At 65.0% G+C, this 14,273-nt stretch carries 16 protein-coding genes; 5 read left to right on the top strand and 11 right to left on the bottom strand.

Annotation, left to right across the window (positions count from 1 at the left end; genetic code table 11):
- Positions 1-120 precede the first annotated feature (120 nt).
- The 4 genes from QYL91_RS05345 to QYL91_RS05335 all read left to right on the top strand — a co-directional run bounded on the left by QYL91_RS05345 (position 121) and on the right by QYL91_RS05335 (position 5,009).
- Positions 121-1,239: a pyridoxal phosphate-dependent aminotransferase gene (locus QYL91_RS05345; RefSeq protein ID WP_302082349.1), complete on the top strand. Its 1,119-nt coding sequence runs from the start codon at positions 121-123 to the stop codon at positions 1,237-1,239.
- A gap of 54 nt (positions 1,240-1,293) precedes the next feature.
- Positions 1,294-3,699 carry an ATP-dependent DNA helicase gene (locus QYL91_RS05340; RefSeq protein ID WP_302082348.1) on the top strand — a complete coding sequence of 802 codons (2,406 nt, stop codon included), beginning with the start codon at positions 1,294-1,296 and terminating at the stop codon, positions 3,697-3,699.
- A gap of 72 nt (positions 3,700-3,771) precedes the next feature.
- Positions 3,772-3,927 carry a DUF7563 family protein gene (locus QYL91_RS18290; protein ID WP_465269216.1) on the top strand — a complete coding sequence of 52 codons (156 nt, stop codon included), beginning with the start codon at positions 3,772-3,774 and terminating at the stop codon, positions 3,925-3,927.
- A gap of 50 nt (positions 3,928-3,977) precedes the next feature.
- Positions 3,978-5,009: an ArsA family ATPase gene (locus QYL91_RS05335; protein ID WP_302082347.1), complete on the top strand. Its 1,032-nt coding sequence runs from the start codon at positions 3,978-3,980 to the stop codon at positions 5,007-5,009.
- Between the two features lie 6 nt (positions 5,010-5,015).
- Here QYL91_RS05335 and QYL91_RS05330 read toward each other — a convergent pair whose 3' ends face one another.
- The 11 genes from QYL91_RS05330 to QYL91_RS05280 all read right to left on the bottom strand — a co-directional run bounded on the left by QYL91_RS05330 (position 5,016) and on the right by QYL91_RS05280 (position 12,784).
- On the bottom strand, positions 5,016-5,840 hold the full coding sequence (locus tag QYL91_RS05330) for an SDR family oxidoreductase (RefSeq protein ID WP_302082346.1): 825 nt from the start codon (positions 5,838-5,840) through the stop codon (positions 5,016-5,018).
- A gap of 52 nt (positions 5,841-5,892) precedes the next feature.
- A complete protein-coding gene (locus tag QYL91_RS05325; RefSeq protein ID WP_302082345.1) occupies positions 5,893-6,675 on the bottom strand; it encodes an endonuclease V in 783 nt (260 codons plus the stop codon).
- Complete coding sequence (locus QYL91_RS05320) at positions 6,675-7,634, bottom strand: rhomboid family intramembrane serine protease (RefSeq protein ID WP_302082344.1); 960 nt, start codon at positions 7,632-7,634, stop codon at positions 6,675-6,677. The genes QYL91_RS05325 and QYL91_RS05320 overlap by 1 nt, the downstream gene beginning before the upstream one ends.
- Before the next feature lie 42 nt (positions 7,635-7,676).
- The gene (locus QYL91_RS05315; protein WP_302082343.1) at positions 7,677-7,934 is read right to left on the bottom strand and encodes a DUF7314 family protein; all 258 of its coding nucleotides are present in this window, start codon (positions 7,932-7,934) and stop codon (positions 7,677-7,679) included.
- Positions 7,927-8,247, bottom strand: a complete 321-nt coding sequence (locus tag QYL91_RS05310) for a DUF7315 family membrane protein (protein ID WP_302082342.1) — start codon at positions 8,245-8,247, stop codon at positions 7,927-7,929. The genes QYL91_RS05315 and QYL91_RS05310 overlap by 8 nt, the downstream gene beginning before the upstream one ends.
- Positions 8,248-9,096: a cytochrome b family protein gene (locus QYL91_RS05305; protein ID WP_302082341.1), complete on the bottom strand. Its 849-nt coding sequence runs from the start codon at positions 9,094-9,096 to the stop codon at positions 8,248-8,250.
- A gap of 4 nt (positions 9,097-9,100) precedes the next feature.
- On the bottom strand, positions 9,101-9,904 hold the full coding sequence (locus QYL91_RS05300; RefSeq protein WP_302082340.1) for a cytochrome b: 804 nt from the start codon (positions 9,902-9,904) through the stop codon (positions 9,101-9,103).
- Between the two features lie 4 nt (positions 9,905-9,908).
- Positions 9,909-10,766: a Rieske (2Fe-2S) protein gene (locus QYL91_RS05295; protein ID WP_302082339.1), complete on the bottom strand. Its 858-nt coding sequence runs from the start codon at positions 10,764-10,766 to the stop codon at positions 9,909-9,911.
- A 2-nt stretch (positions 10,767-10,768) separates the two neighbouring features.
- A complete protein-coding gene (locus QYL91_RS05290) occupies positions 10,769-11,167 on the bottom strand; it encodes a DUF7318 family protein (protein ID WP_302082338.1) in 399 nt (132 codons plus the stop codon).
- On the bottom strand, positions 11,167-11,817 hold the full coding sequence (locus tag QYL91_RS05285; RefSeq protein WP_302082337.1) for a halocyanin domain-containing protein: 651 nt from the start codon (positions 11,815-11,817) through the stop codon (positions 11,167-11,169). Before QYL91_RS05285 ends, QYL91_RS05290 begins: the two co-directional genes overlap by 1 nt.
- Before the next feature lie 70 nt (positions 11,818-11,887).
- Positions 11,888-12,784, bottom strand: coding sequence for a DUF308 domain-containing protein (locus QYL91_RS05280; RefSeq protein WP_302082336.1), 897 nt, complete (start codon positions 12,782-12,784; stop codon positions 11,888-11,890).
- A gap of 89 nt (positions 12,785-12,873) precedes the next feature.
- Between QYL91_RS05280 and QYL91_RS05275 the strand changes: the two genes are divergently transcribed.
- On the top strand, positions 12,874-14,256 hold the full coding sequence (locus tag QYL91_RS05275) for a DEAD/DEAH box helicase (protein WP_302082335.1): 1,383 nt from the start codon (positions 12,874-12,876) through the stop codon (positions 14,254-14,256).
- Positions 14,257-14,273: the final 17 nt, after the last annotated feature.

The raw sequence follows: 14,273 nt of genomic DNA, 5'->3' as shown, positions 1-14,273 counted from the left end.
CGGCGCGGCTCGCGGGTGTGCGACACACCGCGTCGTGTCCTCTCGTGTCGCCTGTTTGCCCCCTGCCGTAGCTCGTCGGAGACGAAAAGAGACAGGTAGGCCGCGCCACCACCGACGGGTATGGACTACGAGACGCCGCAGTTTTACCGCGTCATCCAGTACGCGGCGGCCGCCGACCGCGACGTGGTCGAGATGGTCAGCGGCAGCCCCGACTGGGACCCCCCGGAAGCGCTTCGTGAGGGGCTGCGCGACTACGCCGACGCCGACCCCGCCGACTTCCAGTATCCCGCCAGCGTCGGCCTCCGCGGGCTCCGTGAAGAACTCGCCCAGCGCCGCGGCGTCGACAGCGAACAGATTATCGTCACCAACGGAACCGGCGAGGCCAACCACCTCGCGATGGCCGGCGGGCTCGAGGCCATGTCCGGCGACGAAATCCTGCTCACCGACCCCGTCTATCCCTACTATGCCGGGCGTGCGAACTTCCTCGGTGCCGACATCACGCTCGTTCCCGCCGCCGAGGACGGCCACGCCGACGCGGCCGCCATCGCCGAGGCCGCCAGCGGTGACACCGCGGTCATCGTCGCCAACACCCCCAACAATCCGATGGGCGTCACCTACAGCGCCAAGACCGTCGAGCGACTGGTCGAGATTGCCGAGGCAAACGACGCACTCCTCGTGAGCGACGAGGTGTACGACCACTTCGATTACGCCGGACGCTTCGAGTCGGCCCTGGCCGTCGACTCCCCACACCGGGTCGTCACCAACGCGTTCTCGAAGTCGATGGCAATCACCGGCTGGCGGGTCGGCTACGCCGTCTTCCCGCATCCCGACGGCCCCCACGGAAATCTGCTCGACGAGGCGCGCACACGCCACATGTTGACGAACGTCACCGGCTCCCGCCCGGCACAGGCGGCCGTGTTGCACGCGCTCCGGAACACGGGGCCCGACTACTACGAAGACGTGCGAACGCGCCTTCGCGAGCGAATCGACACCTTCACCGACGCGCTCGATGCCGTCGGTGCCGAGTACACCGAACCAGAGGGCGCGTTCTACGTGATGGCACGGTTCCCCGACTTCCCCGGCACTTTCGAAAACGTCGAACGACTCATCGACGAGGGCGGCGTCGCCGGGATGCCAGGCGAAGCCTTCGGCGAGGCCCGGGCCGACTGGATACGCTTCTCGCTGACGACCGACCGCGTCGAGACGGCCGCCGAGCGGCTGGTCGAGTTTTTCGACTGACAGCACCGGGTCGATTCCTGAGGTTCAAAGGTGAGCACGACACAGTACCACTGAATGCCCGACTCCGAGACCGTCGACTGGCAGGACTTTTTCGGCTTCGACCAGCCGTACGACAACCAGGCCGACGCCGTCGAGTCGGCTATCCAGGTCGGGCGCGCGAACGGCTATCTCGCGATGGAGGGGCCCTGTGGTACGGGCAAGACGATGGCCGCGCTGACCGCCGGCGCGACGCTGGTTCGAGACGGAGAGTACGACCGCATCGTCGCCGTCACGCCGGTCAAACAGCAACTCCAGCAGTTCGTCGACGACCTGCGGACCATGAACGCCGGACTGGAAGAGCCCCTGACCGGCATCTCGCTTGTCGGCAAACGCGACCTCTGTCCGTACGGCCGCGAAGGGACCTTCCCCGACGACGTGAGCACGCACGACCGGTGTGAGGACCTCCGGGAGAACACCGCACGACTGGTCGAGAGTGACAACAGGAGCGACGACCGCGCGGTCGCCAGCGCCTCGGTCGGCGGCGAGAGCGAGGAAATCTGGTGGGACCCCCAGCTTGGCAGCGACCTCGCCAAACACGCCCGTCCCGACGGCCCGGGCCAGCAGACGTTCGAGGACGCACTCGAAACCGCGGGCGCGACCAGCCCGTACCGCACGAGCCAGCCCAGCGCCCCCGAGTCGATGGCCGAGGGCGACGACACGCCGTTGTACTGCCCGTTCGAGGCCGACTGGTTCGCCCGGAACAAGGGCTCGCCAGTCGACTTCTCGGTGGGGGAGGGCCACGTCGTCACCGCCGACGACTACCTCCCGGCGGCGACCGAGCGGGGCACCTGTCCACACCGCGTGATGGGCGTCTTACTGGAAGAGGCAGACGTCGTCGTCGGCAACTACAACCACCTGTTCGACCCCGACTCGCGGCCGCTGCTGGAGTCGATTTTAGACGAGAATACCTTCGTCGTCGTCGACGAGGCCCACCGACTCGAAGAGCGCGTGCGCGATTTGCTCTCCAAACGAGTCGGTCGCGCGACGCTCAAGCGGGCGCGCAACGACTGCGAGCAACTCCTGGCGCGGGCCCGCCAGACCGCCGAACACAAACAGCAGGTCCGGGACTGCCTGGCCAGCCACGACGTGCCCCTCGATGCGGTCGAGCGCGCCCGAGACTTCTACGACGCGACGCTCACCTGGCTGGACGAGCGTGTCGCCGACCACCTCACAGAAGAGTTCGGCCCGGAGTGGCGCGCCGGCAACACCGACGTCCTCCCCGACCGGACGCTGGAAGTCCCGCTCCGCGACCCCGAAGCGGTCGAAGAGGACGAGTTGACCGAGTGGGCCCAGCGGGAGGGATATACCGGCGACCTCTGGCGGGCACTCCCCACGATTGGGCTGGCCGTCGAGGACGCCGTCGACGAACTGGGGCTGACCCGGACGCCGGTCTGTACCGCAGTCGGAGCCATCATGAGCCACTGGTGGGAGGCAGACCACGCCAGCTATCTCCGGGAGGTCGAACTCGAACACTCGCCGGCCGACGAGCGCAGTGCCGAGCGGCCCTGGCAGACCCAATACACCGCGGGACTGGTCTGTTTCGAGTGTATGCCCGGCGACTCGCTGCGCGAGGTGTTCGAGGGACTCGGCGGAGGCGTCCTGATGAGTGCGACGCTGGAACCGCTTGACGTATTTTCGGAGGTCGCCGGACTGGAGGCACTTCGTCGCGCGGACCGGCCGGTCGTCGAGCGAACGTACCAGCTCCCCTTCCCGGTGGAGAATCGAGCGAGCTGGACCGTCGACGCGACGCCGTTTACCGCGCACAATCGCGGCGACCCGGAGGAGAACAGAGACCCCGACACCTGGAACCGGACCCGCGACGAGTACGCACACGTCCTGCGGACGCTGGCGCGCTCGCCGGGCAACGTCCTGATAGCGATGCCGAACTACCGCGAGGCAGGGTGGGCCGGCGACTACCTCGCCGACGTGGTCGAGAAACCGGTGCTGGTCGACGAGAGTTCGGCAAACGAGGAGACCGAACGGCTCAAACAGCAGTTCTTCCGTGGCGAGGGGAAAGTGCTGGTGACGAGCACGCGCGGGACGTTGACGGAAGGTGTCGACTACGACGGCGAGAAACTCCACTGCTGTGCCGTCGTTGGGGTCCCGCTGGTCAACATCGGCTCGCCGCGGGTGCGGGCTGTCCGGCGCGCCTACGCGGACGCCTTCGGCGAGGACGACGCCTTCGAGTACGCGCTGACGGTGCCGGCGGTCCGTCGGGCACGGCAGGCCATCGGCCGGGTCATCCGTGGTGTCGAGGAAGTCGGGGTGCGCGCGTTCGTCGGGCGGCGGTTTACGGCGGGCGCGCGCCACAGCGTCCACCCCTATCTCTCGCCCGGTGAGCGCGACGAGTTCGTCAGATTGACCCCCGAATTCCTGCCAGGCCAACTCGAGTCGTTCTGGGACGAACACAATCGGCCGTAAACGCCGCGGACTGGCGGCAATCGTGCCGGCATATCAAAAGGCATATGCGACGGGAGGAGACTCGTATAACCGATGCCGGTTTGTAACAACTGTGGCGGGTTCGTGACTGAACGCTATGTCCGAGTGTTCACACCGGAGGGGTACGACGGGCCGCGTGTCTGTCCGAACTGTGAAGATAAACTGAGAGACGGCGCAGACGTGCGCGAAGCGCGCTCCTCCCGGTCGTAGCCGTCGCCCGTTTCGACGGGTACACAATCCTGCACTGACTACCCGCAGGTATGGAACTCGAAGTCGAGACTGTCGAGGATATCGACGACGAAGTCGTCCCCGATGGCATCGACGCGCCCGACTACGTCCTCTACGGTGGGAAAGGTGGCGTCGGCAAGACGACGATGGCTGCCGCGACAGCACTCGCCAGCGCACGCGACGACACGGCGACGCTGGTCGTCTCGACAGACCCCGCCCACTCCCTGTCGGACACGCTGGAGACGGACATCCCGTCAGACCCCGCGCGCATCCGCGAAGACATCCCCCTCTTTGCGGCCGAAATCGACCCCGAAGAGGCACTCGAAGACGGTCCCTTCGGCGGTGGCGGTGACGCCGGCGGCAACCCCCTCGCCGGGCTGCTCGGCGAGGACGCCGCCAACCCGCTGGGGAGTTCGATGCCCGGTTCGGACGAAGCCGCCGCGATTCGACTCCTCTTAGAGTACATGGACGACCCGCGATTCGACCGCGTGGTCGTCGACACCGCGCCGACAGGCCACACCCTCCGCCTGCTCGAACTCCCGGAGATGCTCGATACGATGGTCGGGAAACTCCTGACGATGCGCGAGCGACTGGGCGGGATGATGGACGGGCTAGCGGGGATGTTCGGCGACGAGAACGCCGACCCCGAGGAGGGTATCGACAGTCTCCGAGAATTTTCCGACCGTATCGAGCAGTTCCGGGCAGTACTCCGGGACCCATCCCAGACGGACTTCCGGGTGGTGATGGTCCCCGAAGAACTCTCCGTGCGCGAGTCGGAGCGACTGCTCGACAGACTGGAAGGCTTTGGCGTCCCCGTCGGGACGGTCGTGGTCAATCGCGTCATGCAAGACCCCGGCGAGGTGGCCGACGTCGGGGACTCGTTTGTCGCGCCGAACCACACCGACTGTGAGTTCTGTGAGCGCCGCTGGCAGGTCCAGAGAACGGCCCTCGAACGGTCTCAGGAAATCTTCCGGGGTCACGACGTGCGCCGCGTGCCACTCTTTGCCGAGGAAGTGCAGGGCGAGCGACTCCTGCGGGTGGTCGCGGCGTGTATCGAAGACTGAGCGTGGTTAGCTGACTTTTCGGAGCAGTCGGTAGCCGACGTCGCGCAGTTTGTCCGGGAGGAAACGACTGTACAGCATATACTGTGCGACTCGCCCGACCGGATAGCGTGCCTCGGGGTCAGAGACGCTGATAGCGTCGTGAATTGTCTCGGCGACGCGCTCGGGCGTGACGGCGATGGGTGCGCCACCGGCGACGAGCGACCCGTCCTCGACGATGTCGTAGACCCACTGGTACTCCGAGCGATACTCGGTGTCGTCGAGTTCGTCACGAACGCGGCCGTTGAAGTCGGTTTCGACGGGGCCGGGTTCGACCAGCACCACGTCGACGCCGAACTCCTCGACTTCCGCGCGGAGCGCGTCGCTCATCGCTTCGAGCGCGAACTTCGAGGCGCTGTAGACGCCGCCGCCGGGCGAGGCCACGCGGCCGGCGACACTGGAGACGTTGACGATCGTCCCCGAGCCGGCATCGCGCATGTGCGGCAGGACTGCCCGTGTCAGCCGGTGGGGACCGTAGACGTTCACGTCGAACTGCGCGTGCACACGGTCTGTCGGAACGTCTTCGACCGGGCCGTACTGGCCGTAGCCTGCGTTGTTGACCAGTACGTCGAGAGTGTGTTCGTCGTCGAGGATTCGGTCGACCACGCGGTCGATGTCCTCGCCGCTGGTCACGTCGAGTTCGTCGGTTCGACAGCCCGCCTCGGCGAGGTCGGTCAGGTCGTCTTCGTTGCGGCTGGTGGCGTACACTGTCCACCCGTCGTCGGCGAGATACCGGGCGGTCGCGTGCCCGATACCGGACGAACAGCCGGTGATGAGCGCCGTCTCGTCAGTCATAGACGGGACGACGGCCGCCGGTCATATAAGCCCCGGCGAAATCACGCTCGGACTACAGGTCGCGTTTGACCTCGTCGGCGTAGCTGTCGGCCAGCCGCGTCGGCTCCGGGAGTTTGTACCCACCACCGCACTGCTCGACGATGTCGACGGCCGTCTCGGCGCTCACCCGGTAGCCGGGACTCACGTACAGCGGGTTGATGGACTGGTTCGGCGAGTCGTACTGGCGACTCTGGAAGGCGTAGCCGATGACAGTGCCGTCGGGAGCGGTCACCTCGCCGTCGGCCTCGATGGCGACGCGTGTCCCCTCGGACAGTGGGTCGGCAAGCGACTCCCGCGGGCGGCCACAGAGGAGGTTCTTCGCCACCCCGATTGCCGGACAGTCGACGGTCACACCGATGTGTGTCGCCAGCCCCGCCTCACGGAAGTGGATGCGCCCGCTGCCGTCGACGACGAGCACGTCGGGGTCGCTGTCGAGTTCGGCAAGCGCCGACAGAATTGCACCGCCCTCGCGGAAACTGAGCAAGCCCGGGATGTACGGAATCTCGGTCGGCTCGACGGCGTGGACTCGCTCGATTACCTCGTTACCACGGGAGACCACCACGGCGCTGACGGCGTCGTCACCGTCGAAGGCCTGGTCGACGCCCGCGACGAGCGGCGAGTCGGGACGGTCGCCGAGCCGTTGCTGGTCGCTGTCACCGGCGACGCCGACGCTTTCGGGGTCAAATCCCAACTCGTCAGTAAAACGCGCCGCGTCGGCAATCTCTTCCTGCAGTCGTTCCATCGCCTCGCGGGACAGCGACGGGTCGGGAACGAACGCCGGGCGGGCGATGTCCATCAGAACGGGCCGCGACGACGGCCGCCGCCACCACCCGGCCCGCCGGGACCGCCCGGTCCACCGCCGGCACCGAACTGGAGTTGATTTGGCATCCGAACCTGGTCTTTCACGCGATAGCCGTAGGCCAGGCCGATGAGCAGGCCGACGAGGTGTGCGACGTTCGCGACGTTCGACCCGGCGAGACTCGGCCCGAAGATGCCGAGCACGCTGATACCGACGTAGCCGACAGTCAGTAGCCACAGCGGCACCGGGATGATGAAGTACAGATACACCCGAAGGCCGGGGTTCAGTATCGTCAACACGCCCATGATTGCGAGGCCGGCACCGCTGGCACCGACGACGCCACTCGGCACTCCGGGAGTCTGTATCATGCCGATAAGAATCTGGCCCAGGCCTGCAAGTGCGCCACTGACCAGGAAGAGTATCGTGAACTGCTTTGAGCCGACGTAGTCCTCGACGAGCCGGCCGAAGAAGTAAATCACGATGCTGTTGATGGCGATATGGCCGAAGCCGCCGTGGGAGAAAATCGACGTTATCCACGTCCAGATGTACTCGGGGTGTGCCGAAGAGAGCACGAAGATGGCTTCCCACGTTGAATTCCTCGAAAAGAGACCGGGATCGAGCGTCCCCGTCAGCAGGTAGCCGACGACGTACTGCAGGAGGAAGGTCACCCACATCGCACCGAGGAAGACGTACGTCATGTTGTTCCGGAAGTAGCTGGCCCAGCTTCCGGGACCGGTGTTGACGCCCAGCCGGTCGGCGACCCCGCCGGAACTCTCCCCCGACTCGACAGTCTCCTCGAAGCCGCTGTCGAAGACCGCCTGATTGTCGTTCCAGTTTTCCAGTCCGGGACAGTTGTGGGACTCCGGAAGTCTGTGTTCGGCACAGAATGTCCCCCCACAGTGCCGGCACTGGTACGGCATGTTCTCTTCGTTGCCGCACACGTCACACGTCGACATTGGTAGCTATAGGAGCGGGACCCGCAAAGGAATTGCGCTTGGTTACTCGCCGAGCGCGGTCCGGGCCTGCTCGATTGCCGGGATGACGACCCAGAAGGTGAGCGCGCCGACGATACCAATCCAGAACAGCGCGTCTTTCAGCAAGAGCGCAAGCTGGATGTAGATGTCACCCGTCTCGGGGTTCGGCGCAGTGAGCTGTGTTCCCTCGAAACTCGGCGTGTTGAACGTCCCGGCGATGATCAGCCAGCCGAGCATGGACGTCACGAAGATACCGAATCCCTTGATGAATTCGTCAGCCATTATCTGAAGGTTCGTCGGATTCGTCTTTAGACTTTCCCATTCCTTCGGTCCGGAACCGGGTCGAGAAGGCGTAGACGGCCGACCCGCCAACGAGCAGTCCGATGCCGAGAATGGCAAACAGGGGGTCGATCTCCGAAACCTCCGCTGTCGCCCGGTTTGTCGCCGAGTCAAGGACCACAAAGCCCGCAAGAACGAACACGACCGCAAACAGCGTCGAGAAGACCGTCACGGCCTTGTACACCCGAAGCGGGACGACCACGTCGCGTGCGCCCTCGGCGCGTGCGTCGGCGTCGTCTTCGGGTGTATCGCTCATCTATTTCGGTGGCCGCAACCGGTAGTACCGGCGGTTCAGGTCGAACATGTACCCCTCCCGCATCGACTTCAGCACGGCGTAGGTGATCGTCCCCGCGACGACGGGTGCGAGAAACGCCATGTCGAACAGGACGTGGGAGTTCATCGGGATGAGGTTCTTGACCGCGAGTGCGGCGATGGTGAACGCGAAGACGAACCCGGCCATTCCGACGGCCGCCCAGAACGGCTGCTCGACCGGTCGGCGTGCGCTCCCCTTGTTGAGGAAGGGCACAACTGCGATGATGCCGACGACGACGATGTTGGCGACAACACCGTACGTTCGGTCGGCCATCAGCTTCTGCCCGCCAAGCAGGCTGAGGTCCGGGTTGAGCGGCCCGAGTTTCAGCAGGCCAAAGGACCAGTAGAGATACCAGTCCGGCAGGATAATCGCCGGAGTCGTCCCCGAGTCTGCCGGGCTCGGCAGGTGGGGCGGAACCAGCGCCGCGAGCATGATGATCATGCCGACGAAGAAACTCGTCAGGGCGAGGTTCCGAATCATCTCGTGGGGCCAGGCCGGGAACGCCAGCACGTCACGCTCGACGTAGCTGGACTCCTGGCGCAGGTCCTGGTCCTCGCGGCGGGCCCGCTCGAAGTACTCGTAAGTCAGCCGGGAGAGCCCCTCGGTGCGCTGCTTGCGCTCGCTCCAGGTGGGCGTCTCGTCGTCCGGCGGAACGATACCAGTGCCGCCACCGTCCGTAGCGGGTTCTTCGCCGCCGTCAGAGCGGAGTTCTGACGAGGTCCCGTTCGCGTCGCTCTCGGGACCGCCGTCGGTCGCGACCTCGTTCTCGGGTGTGTCGTTGTTCTCGCTCATGGTATCAGTGTGGTTCCGCGATGCCCTGCATCCAGACGATGCCGATGTGGACTGCGATGAGCAGCGTCACGATGAATGGCAGGAAGAACACGTGCAGGATGTACATCCGCTGGAGCGTCGCCTGGGTGAGCGTGTAGCCACCGAACAGGAGCTGGGCGACGTACTCGCCGACCAGCGGGACGGAGAGGCTCATCTCGACACCAATCTGGCCGGCCCAGAAGGACAGTTGACTCCAGGGCAGCAGGTACCCGGTGTACCCGAAGACCATCGTCAGCGAGATGAGCACGATGCCCAGTATCCAGTTGAGCTCACGCGGTTCCTTGTACGCGCCCGTGAAGTAGACACGGAGCATGTGCAGGAAGACCGCGGCGGTCATAATCTGGGCCGACCAGCGGTGGAGACTCCGCAGGAAAAAGCCCAGGTTCAGGTCACCCATGATAAACAGGATGGAGTTGTACGCAATCGTCGGGTCACCGTTTGCCGCAGCCGCTGCCGGCGCGTAGTAAAAGCCCAGCAGCGCGCCCGTTATCGACGCGACGACGTACGCAATCGTCGAAAACGAGCCAAGCGCGTACAGTGGATACCAGTACCAGAACTTGTTGTCGAGGTTGTACTGCTCGGTGTGACTCTTTGGCATCTGCAGGTTGACCTTGTAGTAGAGGTCTTCCAGCAGTTCCAGGTAGTCGACGATGCGGAGTCGCTTGTCGACCCAGATGAGAACCGTCAGGTATATCGATTCCACTGGCGTCAGGTCGCGCTCCTGCATCCAGCCGTCGTGGTCGTGTTCGTCTTTGCGTTCGAGACTCATTGTTTTAATCTGGGCGTGGCAGCGCCACGAATTGATACTGTGTCGGACTGAACGGGTCGTAGATGGACTGGTGGCACTGGCAGTAGACACCATCCTCAGCACCAGGGTACTCGCTGGTTTTGAACCCGGGCACACAGCAGAAGTGCGTGCACTTGTCCAGCCAGGCCATGAAGCCTTGGTCGGTCGCTTCAGCGAGGAAATCCTGAACGGCACCGGGTAGTTCGCTGTACTTCCCTTCGCCGTTTGCCATCTTGGGCACTTCGGGACTACGGATGACCTGCACTGGCAGTGCCCGGCCGTCTGAGGTGTTTCGCCAGTTGGCCATCGCTGGCTTTCCGAGTCCGCTCTGTCCGATGCCGTTGCCCCACTCCTCGTAGTCACTGAAATTGTCGACCGTCAGCGGGTCACCGCTGGAGAGGTCTGACATCCACTCGTAGGTTCCGTCGGGCTTTGCCGTAAATGTGTTATTGGCGTCGGCACCTGGCTGGGTCCCGGCGTACTGCTGAACGCCACAGTACTGGAACCACGACGAGGAGTACGTCGTCCCGCCGACATCTGTTTCGGCAATCTGAACGGTCCGACCCTGCTGTTGGACTTCCTCGGCTTCGGGGAACAGTCCCTGCAGCGTTCCGTCGCTGATCTCGACCGGAATGATGGGCATCCCACGAGGGGCGGGGCCGTCAGTAATTTCGATGCCGATAAACTCGACTGTCCCGCCACCGGCACCAGGTGCGGACGTTGCGAGGTTCAGACTCGCACCCGCACTCGCGGTGACGCCGGCAAGTGCCGCACTGCCGACGACGCCTTTGATGAACCGTCGCCGGCCGCTTTCTTCCGGATATTTGTCTTCGTCAACTGGCATGGTTATCGTTTGTAGTATGGGTAAATCGCGCGTTTGATGCTGTCGCCGAGGCCGTCACCGAGGGTCGTCCCGTCGACGTCCTCTTCGCGGATGTAGAGGTCCTCCCACTTGCGACGACGTTTCTTCACAATCATCACGTCAGGCAAGAACTCCTTGCGGTAGAGTAGGAGAATGAACGCGAGGTTGATGAAAATCACCGCGAGCAGCCCACCCAGGAACATGTTCCCGAGAGCTGCGTACTGGCGCGGGTATCCCCACCCGCTGATCAGGCCGTACGTGAACAGGCCGACCATGATGACCTCAACAAGCGTCAGCACGATGATGCCGATTGCTGCGGCCGTACTCTCGCGCGGTGGTTCGTACCGGTGGATGTCACCGTAGGTGCTTCCTTCGGATGGCATTAGTTGTTCCCTCCTGCGGTGTTGGCAGATTCGCCGTACTTCAACAGGAAGAACGTGAAGACCAACGAAATCGAAATCGCGAGGACGACGGCGAATCCGACGTAGTGTTCACGGATGTTCGACCCCATGTGGGAGGGTTCGAGCGGCGTCGAGCCGCCGGCAGCCTTCGTCGGGTAATCCGTCCCGACGACGATGACGCCTTTCATCCCGCTGCTCTTGTGCGGGACACAGTAGTAGGGGTAGACGCCGTCCTCTTCGAACGTGTACTCGAAGGAACCCGACGCCTGGGTCGACCCGGAGTCGAACGTCTCGTCTTCGGCGACGACGTTGTGTGAGCCGCCCTCACCGGTCCACTCCCAGACGACCGTCGCGCCGTTGTCGACGTGGACAGCTGCGGGACCGTACGCCAGTCCGGAGCTTCCTGCACCGACGTCGACCGTTACTTCGCCCTGCCCGGTCATGTCGGTCACCGACCCGTCGAAGTTGTTCGCGCCGTCGAGGTAGCCGCCGAGGTCCGGCTTGCCGCCTCCGCCACCGCCCCCGCCACCGCCTTCTTCAGAGGCGGCAGTCACGGAGCCGGCACCGGCGTTTAAGGCGGCGGCACCGCCGGCAGCGCCGCCGGCTGTTTTGAGAAACATCCGCCTGTTCATATCCGTTGAAATCTCAGTACTGAGTTTGTATAAACCCACCGAATACGCCGTCGTTCAGAGGTTTCGGCTCTCAGGTCGACGGCGAATCCGAACTGTCGTCGGGGTCACGAGACGTCGCGCCGGCGTCCGCGTCCGCGGTCTCCTCGTCGGCCGCCCGGAGCCGCTCGGGGAGGTCCCCGTCCAGTTCGTCCAGGAAGTCCGGCCGCTCGTCGTCCTCCAGTCCGACCGCTCGCAGGCGATTTCGGAACTCCTCGGCGCGGAACTTATCGGAGAGCCTGGCGTTTGCGACCATCACGAACAGGAACACGCCGATGAGGGCAAAGCCGATGCCTGCGACAAAGAGCAACCAGAGGTTGAACGTCCCACTGGACGCGCCCGGCGGCGAGAGGATGTTCGTCAGGTACAGCACGCCCGCCCCGAGCAGGACCGCCCCCGCGAGCAACTGCACGGCCGCGACCACCTGCAACACCGTGTTGCCCAGTGCGTCGCTGCTCTCTGGCACGTCCTGTGGCTGGGGGAGCACGTCGCCTTCGGGCATCTCGGGGACGTCGTAGGAGTCCATCGAACACAGCGCGACGGTCGGTTTCACGTCCCGGAGCACGGTGCCAGAGCCCTCGACGGTGCCGTCGGCGTAGACGGCCGCATAGCCCGAGTCCGAATAGGCGATAATGAGGTCGTCGAACCGCTCGACGCGCGCGAACACGTCGCGGGTGACGACCCGGTTTTTCAGGTCGGCCTCGACGCGGTCGAGCAGTTCCTCGCCTGTAATCCAGGTGTCGGGGTCGAAGGCCGCCTCCCACTCCTCCTGGCTCATCTCGGCCATCTCCTGGGGGCCGAAATCCTCGAAGTCGTACTTCTGTTCGACCTCCTGGCGGAGTGCCTCTATCTCCTCGTCGGCTGACTCGCCCGTGTCACCCCCCGATTCGGGGTCGCGCTCGCGGACGGCATCGTCGGAGGCGTCACTCATCACCCAGCCCTACGTCGGCAGTCCCCGTTAGGGTGACGGTTGGGAACGGACGGCGCAGCCGTTATTTTCCCCGGCCACCGACTCCGGGTGTGGCCGACGTGGTGCTCACGTTCGAGGACGGAACGATTCGCGTCGCCAGCGACGGCGACATCGACGCCGACGCGCTCCCCGGCCTCGAGTACGACCCCCGCTCGGAGACCCTTCGTGCGCCCGCCCACCAGTACACAGCTCTACGGGACGCACTCGACGCGACGGGTCACGAGGTCACAGACCGCGCGCTCGCGCTCCCGACGCTCGACCTCGAATCGACGTATCGCCTCCGCGAGTACCAGCAAGAAGCGCTAACGGCGTGGCAGACCGGCGACGGCAACGCCGGGACCGGCCCGCCGGAGCGTGGCGTGCTCGAACTGCCGACCGGCAGCGGGAAGACCGTCATCGGCATCGCCGCGATGGAGGCGCTGGGCGTGCCGACGCTCGTCGTCGTCCCGACTATCGACCTTCTCACGCAGTGGCGGACGGAACTGACCACGGAGTTCGACTGTCCCATCGGCCAGCTCGGTGGCGGCGAGCAACGTATCGAGGACGTGACCGTCGCGACCTACGACTCGGCGTATCTCCGCGCGGCCGAACTCGGCGACCGCTTCGGACTGGTCGTCTTCGACGAGGTCCACCACCTCGGCGGCGAGGGATACCGCGACATCGCACGGTTGCTCGCCGCACCCGCACGGCTCGGCCTGACGGCGACGTTCGAGCGGCCGGACGGCGCTCACGAGGTAGTCGCCGACCTGCTGGGTCCGCTCGTCCACCGCATCGACGTGGACGACCTCGCTGGCGAACACCTGGCGGACTACGACATCAAACGGCTCGCCGTCGCACTGACCAACGAGGAGCGAGCAGTCTACGAGCGCCACCAGTCGACGTTCACCGACTACCTCGCCAGTTCGAACATCCAGCTCCGGAGCGGCAGCGACTATCAGGAACTGGTCAAACGCTCCGGGACGGACCCCAGGGCGCGAGAGGCGCTGCTGGCGAAACAGCGCGCCCGCGAGGTGACGATGAACGCGACGCGGAAAGTCGAGCGGCTGGCCGAGATTCTGGACCGCCATCGGGCGGACAGAGTCATCGTCTTCACCGCCTCGACAGACCTCGTCTATCGGCTCTCCGAGCGGTTTCTCATCCCCGCGATTACCCACGAGACGGGGACAGAGGAGCGGGAGACGATTCTCCAGCGGTTCCGGGACGGGACCTACAGCCGCGTCGTGACCGCGAACGTCCTCGACGAGGGGGTAGACGTGCCGGACGCGAACGTGGGAGTGGTGCTCTCCGGGAGCGGCAGCGAGCGGGAATTTACCCAGCGGTTAGGGCGGATTCTCCGGCCGAAAGAGGGCGAAGCGAGTGCAGGTCGTGCGCTGTTGTACGAACTGGTCACCGAAGACACGGCAGAGGTACGGGTGGCGAGACGGCGGAGGTAGCGAGATTCTGACCGGAA

Origin of the sequence: Salinibaculum rarum (genome assembly GCF_030505615.1) — an archaeon.
GTDB lineage: Archaea > Halobacteriota > Halobacteria > Halobacteriales > Haloarculaceae > Salinibaculum > Salinibaculum rarum.
The sequence above is the reverse complement of the archived record's forward strand: the minus strand, read 5'-3'. Positions and strand labels throughout refer to the sequence as shown.

Bases quoted from the DNA above. Each gene is read 5' to 3' on its own strand.
- QYL91_RS05345 (WP_302082349.1), top strand. From the start codon at position 121: ATGGACTACGAGACGCCGCAGTTTTACCGCGTCATCCAGTACGCGGCG.
- QYL91_RS05340 (WP_302082348.1), top strand. From the start codon at position 1,294: ATGCCCGACTCCGAGACCGTCGACTGGCAGGACTTTTTCGGCTTCGAC.
- QYL91_RS18290 (WP_465269216.1), top strand. From the start codon at position 3,772: ATGCCGGTTTGTAACAACTGTGGCGGGTTCGTGACTGAACGCTATGTC.
- QYL91_RS05335 (WP_302082347.1), top strand. From the start codon at position 3,978: ATGGAACTCGAAGTCGAGACTGTCGAGGATATCGACGACGAAGTCGTC.
- QYL91_RS05330 (WP_302082346.1), bottom strand. From the start codon at position 5,840: ATGACTGACGAGACGGCGCTCATCACCGGCTGTTCGTCCGGTATCGGG.
- QYL91_RS05325 (WP_302082345.1), bottom strand. From the start codon at position 6,675: ATGGACATCGCCCGCCCGGCGTTCGTTCCCGACCCGTCGCTGTCCCGC.
- QYL91_RS05320 (WP_302082344.1), bottom strand. From the start codon at position 7,634: ATGTCGACGTGTGACGTGTGCGGCAACGAAGAGAACATGCCGTACCAG.
- QYL91_RS05315 (WP_302082343.1), bottom strand. From the start codon at position 7,934: ATGGCTGACGAATTCATCAAGGGATTCGGTATCTTCGTGACGTCCATG.
- QYL91_RS05310 (WP_302082342.1), bottom strand. From the start codon at position 8,247: ATGAGCGATACACCCGAAGACGACGCCGACGCACGCGCCGAGGGCGCA.
- QYL91_RS05305 (WP_302082341.1), bottom strand. From the start codon at position 9,096: ATGAGCGAGAACAACGACACACCCGAGAACGAGGTCGCGACCGACGGC.
- QYL91_RS05300 (WP_302082340.1), bottom strand. From the start codon at position 9,904: ATGAGTCTCGAACGCAAAGACGAACACGACCACGACGGCTGGATGCAG.
- QYL91_RS05295 (WP_302082339.1), bottom strand. From the start codon at position 10,766: ATGCCAGTTGACGAAGACAAATATCCGGAAGAAAGCGGCCGGCGACGG.
- QYL91_RS05290 (WP_302082338.1), bottom strand. From the start codon at position 11,167: ATGCCATCCGAAGGAAGCACCTACGGTGACATCCACCGGTACGAACCA.
- QYL91_RS05285 (WP_302082337.1), bottom strand. From the start codon at position 11,817: ATGAACAGGCGGATGTTTCTCAAAACAGCCGGCGGCGCTGCCGGCGGT.
- QYL91_RS05280 (WP_302082336.1), bottom strand. From the start codon at position 12,784: ATGAGTGACGCCTCCGACGATGCCGTCCGCGAGCGCGACCCCGAATCG.